This window comes from Cupriavidus sp. 01L46, assembly GCF_056399905.1.
The window spans coordinates 1-7,847 of sequence record NZ_JBFTSF010000283.1; the positions used below are offsets into that span (position 1 = coordinate 1).

Here is a 7,847-nt window from a genome sequence, read left to right on the forward strand (position 1 = left end):
GGCTTGGGCTGGGCAACTTGTGACGAGTTGCGCACTCGGCTCGGGCATAGCCGCTATCCCGTTGACGGCGGCTACGAGCAAATGGCAACGGCGGCATGTCCTGTTGCTGGTGCTGATGGCATTTCTCGTTTGCAATGCGATAACGGCGGCGTCCTCGCACTATGTACTGACACTGGTTGCGCGGTTCGCAGTGGGGCTTGCCACGGGGCTTGCCTGGAGTCTCTTGGCAACCTATGCACGCCGTATGGTTCCTGTGTCCATGCAGGGCCGCGCGCTTGCGGTGGCAATGGTTGGCATCCCTTTAGCGTTATCGGTTGGCGTACCGTTGAGCGCCTGGCTCGGAACCATGATCGGCTGGCGCAGCGTTTTTGGCATCATGTCGGGAATGACCCTGGTGCTAATGGGCTGGGTTTTCTGGGCGGTTCCCGACTACCCCGGCCAGACGGCCGACGGTCGTTTGCCGATGAGGCAAGTCCTTGCCACCCCTGGCGTGCGACCTGTGCTGTTCGTCGTGATGGCTTGGATTCTTCCGCATTACATTCTCTACACCTATATCGCTCCCTTCCTGGCGTCGGTTGGGCTAGCTGGCAATGTGGACTCCGTACTGCTCATCTTTGGCATGTCTGCCATGTTCGGCATATGGCTTGTCGGTTCTCTGGTTGACCGATGGCTGCGACTTCTGGTGCTGACCGGACTGGGTGCTTTTGCCTTGGTTTCACTGACATTCGGCTTGGGAAGCACGTCACTTGTATTCATATGCGTTGGTGTGGCGATCTGGGGTTTGAGCTTTAGTGGTGCGCCGACTTTGTTGCAAACCGCATTGGCCGATGCAGCGGGTAACGGTGCTGACGTTGCGCAATCCATGCTGGTAACAGTGTTCAATCTCTCGTTCGCCGGCAGCGGGATTATTGGCGGGGTACTGCTTGAGTCCGCAGGTGCCAAATCTTTTCCTTKGGTAGTGCTGTTGATACTGATGATTGGTTTCCTCACCGCTTGGCGCGCGAACGCCTATGGGTTTACGTCTGGCCCGCGTCGATGAGCGTTTGATCTAGCGGCTAGACCGCCGGATTCATGACGGCGTTTGAGGTTTATTAATGGAGCTTCGACATCTACGCTGTTTGCTGGCCGTGGCCAAAGAACTCCATTTCGCCCGCGCGGCCGAGAAGCTGCATATCGAGCAGTCGCCGTTGTCCCGTGCGATCAAGGAACTGGAAGAAGACCTTGGTGTGCAGCGTTTTGTACGCACCACGCGCAGCACGCGACTGCCCCGTGCAGGCAAACTGTTCGTGGAGCATGTACCTGGAAATGAAGCTGGAAACCGTCAACCGGTTGGCCGCCGCCAACAAGCTGCCGGACGCGATCGTCACCGAGTCTGGCCTGAAAATCTCGCCACTCGACGCCGCCTTCCCGATGGAAGCGCAAACGCTGATCGATCAGACATCGCTTATGCTGCCGCGTGTCAAGATTACGGCACTCTCTGATGGAGGTCGATGCGTGGACCGGCTTCACCCGCCATTTCACGCACCTGAAGACGGGCGAGACTGCTAGCGACAAGACCTTGCTGCTGACGAGCATCCTCGCGGATGCCATCAACCTCGGCTAGCCGAGGAAGTTAACAGCCTCCTTCGGGGTTTTTTTTGAAATGGTCTCTAAGAGTGCTGTTTCAACATGAAGCGAAGCGGTTCTGGCTAGGCGCGCAGCCGGGGCGGGCGCAGCGCCGCCAGCGACGCGTCAAGCTGCGCCAGCGTTGGCGCAAGAATCGGCAGCAAGGCTTGCGCGGTGGCAAGGTCGCCGTGCTGGGCAACGGATTCGAGCCGGCCGCAAAGCGTGACCAGGGCCCCGCACTCCAGGATCCTGGCCGAGCCCTTGATGCGGTGCGCCCCGCTGCCGAACCGCTGCCAGGTGCCATCCGCCAGCGCCGCGCGCATCATCTCGAGATCGATGCGGTTGGTCTCGACGAGGCTGTCCACCAGGTCCCTGACAATATCCTCGTCACCGCCCGCGAGCGTATCGAGCAGCGTGCGGACGGCCGCGCATTCGCCAGGCGACACCGCGACAAACCCGTGCTCGGCCATCGCGTGCGCCAGTGMGATGACGTTGACCGGCGCGCTGAGCGTGGCATCGAAGGCGGCGCCATGGGCCGCATCAACCACGCTCGCGTCCGCGCCGGCCTGCACCACCGAAAAGAGCAGGCTGTCCGGGGACAGGCCAAAGTCGCTGCGCGCGAGCTCGCCGGCATGGTCATGAGCCAGCCAGACCAGTGCCAGCCTGGGCGGCTCGCTTTGGACGCGCCCCGCATCCGGGCTCGCCAGGTCCGCGTGCTCGACGGAAAAGCCCAGGCCCGCGAGCACGGCCGCGAGCCCGCTGATTTGCAACGCTTGCACGCCACTCTCGGTAGTGCTGAGTAATCGCGCACGGATCATGAATTTGCCTCTGTGAACATTTGCATATTGTTAACCCACTGCCGATAAGCGCCTGCTGGCTGGCCTCATTGCGCAGGCGTCAGGCGGCAGCGCCGTGCAAAGTCGACCAGGTCCACCAGCGAGGTAGCCCGCAGCTTGCCCATGATGCGGGTCTTATGACTGCTCACTGTTTTATTGCTGATAAATAAAAGCTCTCCGATCGCCTTGTTGGACAAGCCCCTGACCAGCATCTGCAGGATGACGATCTCCTTGTCCGAGAGCAAAGCGAGCCGCTCTTCATCCGCCCGCTGGTTGAAGAGCGGCAACTCGCGCTCATAGCGCATTTCGGGAAACACCGTGTAGCCGGCCATCACCCCCTCGACGCAGCGCACGATTTCCTTCATGTCCTGCATCTTGCTGACAAAGCCCTGGGCGCCCGCCTGCCGCACCCGCGGCGCGAAGATGGCCTGGTCCTGACCTGAAACCACCAGGATCCGGATCGGCGGATAGATCCGTTTCAGGCGCGGGATCACGTCCAGGCCGCTGATACGGGGAATATCCAGGTCCAGCATGGCAAGATCGGGCTCGAACTGCCGCGCGGCTTCAATCGCAGTCTGGCCGTTGTCGGCTTCCAGAATATGGCTGACCCCAAGCACTTGCGACAACTGGGCCTTGATCACCAGGCGCAGTGCGGGGTGATCGTCGACGATCAGGATTGTTGCCACTCGCGCGCTCTCCCAAGACTGCCAAAAACTGCCAAAAAAAACGAACTCACCTACGTTGGGCGACAGCCGGCAATTAGTAGGTGAAGCGCGGATTATGTGGTGAAGTTGCCCCCGAACTGGCGTGAAACTTCCGAATCAGCCGTCGGAAATTTCCCAAAGGAGGGAAAACTCAGCGTTGCATCGTGTGCAGGCACGTCGTTTCGGCACTTGGGAACACCATAAAAACAGCCAAAGAGTCACTTTCTGCACTAAACCCCGCAAGGGATGGCGACGTCCTTGCGCTTTCCGTTGGGAAGCTTCCTAGGCAATCGGAAGAAATGCCTGAGGAGAAAGACGCGAATGACGCGCCGCAGACTGCCTGGCAACGCCGCCAGCATCGGCGCCTCGGCGCAGCGGTGCCGCAGTAGATCTGTCTCCAGACAACGAAAGCACTGAATCGAACCCCGAAGATCTTGCTTTGAACACGATTTCCGCGCAGTTCCCGGCTCGCCCCCGCACCTGCGGCGAAATGCGGAAATTTCTCAAACCAGTCTCGCGTTCCCAGCGATACAGTCAGCAGTCACAAATCAGGAGCGCAAGGAACTCTGCCATGAGCGACGTCACCCCTCTTTGCCCACGCCAGTTGCCGGGACCAATGGAGCGGCCCCGGCGATGCGTGCGCCGGCGCCATTCGCCGTCGTGGATCCGTGCCCATGCCGGCTAACCGCTCGTACGCCAAATCCCACATCGTCATCGCCGACGACCATCCCGTCATGCTGCTGGGCTTGCGAGGCTTGCTGGCGCAGCTCGATGGCATAGAGATCGCMGGCAGCGCGCGGAACTCAACGGAAATCCTTGCGGCGCTCAGCCGAAAACCGTGCGACATCCTGCTGACGGACTACGCAATGCCAGGCGGCGCGCATGGCGATGGCCTGCACATGATCGAGTTTGTGCGGCGGCGCTATCCGGCCCTGTCGATCCTGGTGGTCACCATGCTGGACAACCCCGTGCAGATCGGCAGGCTGGTCCGGTTCGAGCGCTTGTCGGTGGTCAGCAAGCTCGATGATGCCTCGCATATCGCGGCTGGCCTGTCGCAGGTGCTCGACGGCGCGCGCTACCTGTCGCCGACAATCCAGCAACTGCTGGACAGCACCGGACAGGACGTGGACGTGCGCTCCCGGTTCAGCGCGCTCAGCCCGCGCGAGACCGACGTGATCCGGCTCTACCTGTCGGGCATGTCCGTCAGCCAGATCGGCCTGAGTCTCGGGCGCAGCGTCAAGACCATCAGCACCCAGAAGGTGTCCGCCATGCGCAAGCTCGGGCTGCGCGGCGACCTGGATCTCTTCAGCTACGCCGTCTCCGTCGGCCTGCTCGGCCAGCCCCGCAAGCTGGCCACGGACAAGCTGGTGCCACGGCCAAGGAACAGCGACCCGCAGTAGGCCGCGCGGGCGCCCTGACGCTGGGGGGAACAAGGGACACCTGCAAAGCGCTCTCAACGGATTCACTGGACTTTCCCATGGGGGGCGGCGACCATGGACGGGCAAGCATCCCCGCTTGACGGCTGCCGTGGCGATCCGTCGAGCCCTGTCACGAACTATTCATCAGCAAGCGCCTGTCATGCCGCGCGGGCAAGGGGGCATCAAATGAACCGTCTTCGATACTCGGTGGACCTGTCGTACGAGGTCCTGGATGCCGAGGCTGACTTCCTGTTCAACATCGAAGCCGCCCGTACCGCCCGCCAGAGCATTGTTTCCGAGCGCCTGACGGTGCCGCCCGTGCTGCGCATGGACCAGTACACCGATGCCATGCTATGCAACCGGCTGATCCGCCTGCGCGCGCCCAAGGGGCACCTGGCGATCCACTATGAAGCCGTGGTCGATATCGACCATCGCCTCGACGATCCTTCGACCTTGCACGAAGTGCCGATCGCGCAACTGCCCTTCGAGGTGCTGCCCTACCTGGCGCCTAGCCGCTACTGCGAATCCGACCGCCTGATGGAGTTCGCCCTGCGGGAGTTCGGCAAGGTGCCATGGGGCTACTCACGCATCGTGGCCATCCGGGAATGGGCACGCAACCACGTGCGTTTCCTCTCGACGTCCACCAATGAGCGCACCTCGGCCGTGGATACGATCGTCGAGCGCATCGGCGTGTGCCGGGATTTCGCGCACCTGATGATTGCCATCTGCCGGGCGCTGAGCATTCCCGCGCGCATCTCCAGCAGCCTGGACTACGGCGCGGATCCCGCTCTCGGGCCGCCGGATTTCCATGCCTTCGTGGAAGTCTTCCTGTCGGGCAGGTGGTATCTCGTCGATCCCTCCGGCACCTCCATTCCCACGGGCCTGCCGCGCATCGGCACGGGACGGGACGCGGGTGAGATCCCGTTCGCGGCGATCTTCGGCAAAGTCGAGTCCGAGCGGCCCTTCGTGCAGGTCCATGCGCTCACCGATACGGCGCTCGGCCTGGAGATGCCGCTGCACACCGACTGGGGCATCTGCACCTGGTAGGGCGTGGCGGCCGGCCTATGCATTCCCGGCTGGCCTCTGCGGGGGCATCCGGGGTGGCGTATCCGCCGCCTCCGCCAGCAGCCAGGACACGAAGATCCCGATCAATGGGCTCTGCCACTTGTCCTCAAGGCAAACAAAGTAATAGGACTTGGGCGAGACATAAGTGGCGTCCAGCAACCGCACCAACCTCCCGGCCATCAGGTCCTCCCTCACCACGTAATCGGGCAGCAGGGCGATCCCCATGCCGCTGAGCGCCGCCTGCAGCCCCATGGCCAGCGAGGCATAGCGCGGCCCGCGCCGGGCCCTGCGCGCCGCCATGCCGATCACATCGAAGTAGCCCGCCCACGCCTCCAGCGCCTCCGCCTGGTGCAGCAGCGGCAGGTGCTCCAGCGCGGCCTGGGCGGACTCCGCCTGCGCCAGTAGTTCGGGCACGCACACCGGAAACAAGGCCAGTGGCATCACCTTGACGCCGACATGCCCTTCAGGCGGGCCCATGCAAACCTGGATCGCGCCGTCCAGGCCGGACGCACGCAGATCCACCGTGCCTGCCTTGGCGGTGACGTTGACCTGGATCTGCGGATGGGCTTTGGCAAACCCTGCCAGCCTTGGCAGCAACCAGATATTGCCTAGCGAAACCGGCACGCGCAGATCGAGCCGGCCACCGCAGCCCCTGCTTGTCAGCACCTCCAGCGTGRCCTCCTCCAGTTCGGCAATCACCTTGCGGACCGCGCGCAGATATTGCTCGCCTGCCTGGGTGGGCGAGACCGCGCCCTTGCGGCGGGTCAGCATGGGCACGCCGAGGTACTCTTCGAGCTCGGTCAGTTGCTTGCTGACCGCGCTCTGCGTCAGGCATAGCTCATCGGCCGCGCCGGTCACGCTGGCTAGCCTGACGGTGGCTTCTAGCGCCACCAGGTGGGACAGCGCGGGCAGGTGCCTGCCGTTCGTGCTTCTCATGAGGCCGTTCTGGTCGATAAAGGGTGGAGAAGATGGCGGACACGCGGCCGCGCCCATGGCCGCTACGCAGGCAAAAGTCAAAGACGGCGGGTCAACCGATGCGCCAGGCCGGCACCGTGCCATCCTCCGGCGTGCTCGCGCGCAGGTAGTCGCTGGTCTCGGCGCAGCGCTCCCGGTTGCTACGGCGCACCTGCAAGCCATTGAGCACGCCGCCGATCACGTTGGCGTTGGCCCGGTCCAGGTACTTGAGCGCCTCGACCACCTTCTCCTGCGGCGTGTTGTCGGCGCGCACGAACAGCAGCGTGGCGCCGGCAACGCGGCTGACCAGCGCGGCGTCGGCCACCGCGAGGATGGGGGGCGTATCCACGAGGACCAGGTCAAAGCCCGCGGCGCACGTGAGCAGCACCTCGCGCAGGGCGGGCAGCATCAGCAGCTCGGATGGATTCGCCGGCCGCGTGCCGGCCGAGAGCAGCCACAGCCCGCCGACCGCGGTCGGCTGGATCGCATCATGCAGCGTGAGGGACCCGCCCAGCAGGTCGGCCAGCCCCAGCGTGCCCTCCAGGCCGAACTGCCCGGCCACGCGGGCGCGGCGCAGGTCGGCGTCGACCACCAGCACGCGCATGCCGGCCTGCGCCGCCAGCACGGCCAGGTTGACCGTGCCAAACGTCTTGCCCGCCCCCACGGAGGCGCTGGTGATGGCCACGATGTGGTTGGCCGCGCCGTCCATGGCGAAGTGCAGCGACGCGCGCAAGGTGCGCAGCCCCTCCACGGCCGGGGCATGCGGATACTGCCGCGCAAGCAGGTACCGGTCGTGCAGCACCGTGTCCTCATGCGCCGCGCCCGGGCGCACCGAGGCGGTGGACACGCAGTGGCGCAGACTGGCCCGCGCCGCGTCGTCCGTGCCGCGTGCGAGCCGCACCGTCTGGCCCGGCTCGCACGCGGACAACACCGGTGCGCGCAAGGGGCGCGGCTGCGCCAGGCTCTTGCGTTCCAGCTCGAGCTGCTCGGGGCTGAACACGACCTCGCCCACCATCGGCAGCGCCAGGCTCCCCTCGATCGCGGCAGCGCTCTCCATGCCCCGGGACGCGCGGCGCTTGCACGCAGCCAGCCCGGTGCCGGCCAACAGGCCCAGCAACGCCGCCAGGCCCGTCACCAGCGCCCGATTCGGCCCGACCGGCAGCGCAGGTGCCACCGCAAGGTCCACGAGCCGCACATCGCTGCTCTGGTCCGACTGCKCCAGCGCCAGCAGCTGCGCCTGCCGGCGCAAGGACATGTACATGTCC

Annotated in this window: 7 protein-coding genes and 2 pseudogenes; 5 read left to right on the forward strand and 4 right to left on the reverse strand. The window is 64.4% G+C overall.

Features of this window, described 5'->3' with window-relative positions; all coding sequences use genetic code 11:
• From AC1DS3_RS31545 to AC1DS3_RS31555, 3 genes and pseudogenes are all read left to right on the forward strand, one after another.
• On the forward strand, positions 1 to 1,039 hold a 1,039-nt coding region (locus tag AC1DS3_RS31545), incomplete at its 5' end, for an MFS transporter (protein ID WP_477128679.1).
• A gap of 55 nt (positions 1,040 to 1,094) precedes the next feature.
• Positions 1,095 to 1,301, forward strand: a pseudogene (locus tag AC1DS3_RS31550) (LysR family transcriptional regulator); the annotation flags it as partial.
• A pseudogene (locus AC1DS3_RS31555) lies at positions 1,300 to 1,600 on the forward strand (Tn3 family transposase); the annotation flags it as partial. The pseudogenes AC1DS3_RS31550 and AC1DS3_RS31555, both read left to right, overlap by 2 nt.
• Positions 1,601 to 1,688: 88 nt before the next feature.
• On the opposite strand, the gene AC1DS3_RS31560 reads toward AC1DS3_RS31555, so the two are convergent.
• Complete coding sequence (locus AC1DS3_RS31560; protein WP_477128680.1) at positions 1,689 to 2,384, reverse strand: Hpt domain-containing protein; 696 nt, start codon at positions 2,382 to 2,384, stop codon at positions 1,689 to 1,691.
• A gap of 104 nt (positions 2,385 to 2,488) precedes the next feature.
• Positions 2,489 to 3,127, reverse strand: coding sequence for a response regulator (locus AC1DS3_RS31565; RefSeq protein ID WP_477109281.1), 639 nt, complete (start codon positions 3,125 to 3,127; stop codon positions 2,489 to 2,491).
• Positions 3,128 to 3,819: 692 nt separating this feature from the next.
• Between AC1DS3_RS31565 and AC1DS3_RS31570 the strand changes: the two genes are divergently transcribed.
• The gene (locus AC1DS3_RS31570) at positions 3,820 to 4,545 is read left to right on the forward strand and encodes a response regulator (RefSeq protein WP_477128681.1); all 726 of its coding nucleotides are present in this window, start codon (positions 3,820 to 3,822) and stop codon (positions 4,543 to 4,545) included.
• Positions 4,546 to 4,749: 204 nt separating this feature from the next.
• Positions 4,750 to 5,610, forward strand: coding sequence for a transglutaminase-like domain-containing protein (locus AC1DS3_RS31575; RefSeq protein ID WP_441634186.1), 861 nt, complete (start codon positions 4,750 to 4,752; stop codon positions 5,608 to 5,610).
• Positions 5,611 to 5,625: 15 nt separating this feature from the next.
• Here AC1DS3_RS31575 and AC1DS3_RS31580 read toward each other — a convergent pair whose 3' ends face one another.
• Together AC1DS3_RS31580 and AC1DS3_RS31585 are read right to left on the reverse strand one after the other, a co-directional pair.
• Entirely contained in the window at positions 5,626 to 6,564 is a 939-nt protein-coding gene (locus AC1DS3_RS31580; RefSeq protein WP_477128682.1) for a LysR substrate-binding domain-containing protein, read from the reverse strand.
• Positions 6,565 to 6,655: 91 nt separating this feature from the next.
• The coding region (locus tag AC1DS3_RS31585; RefSeq protein ID WP_477128683.1) for a polysaccharide biosynthesis tyrosine autokinase at positions 6,656 to 7,847 on the reverse strand (1,192 nt) is incomplete at its 5' end.

Excerpts from the sequence above, each read along its gene's own strand:
- AC1DS3_RS31575 (WP_441634186.1), top strand. The coding sequence starts at position 4,750 with ATGAACCGTCTTCGATACTCGGTGGACCTGTCGTACGAGGTCCTGGAT.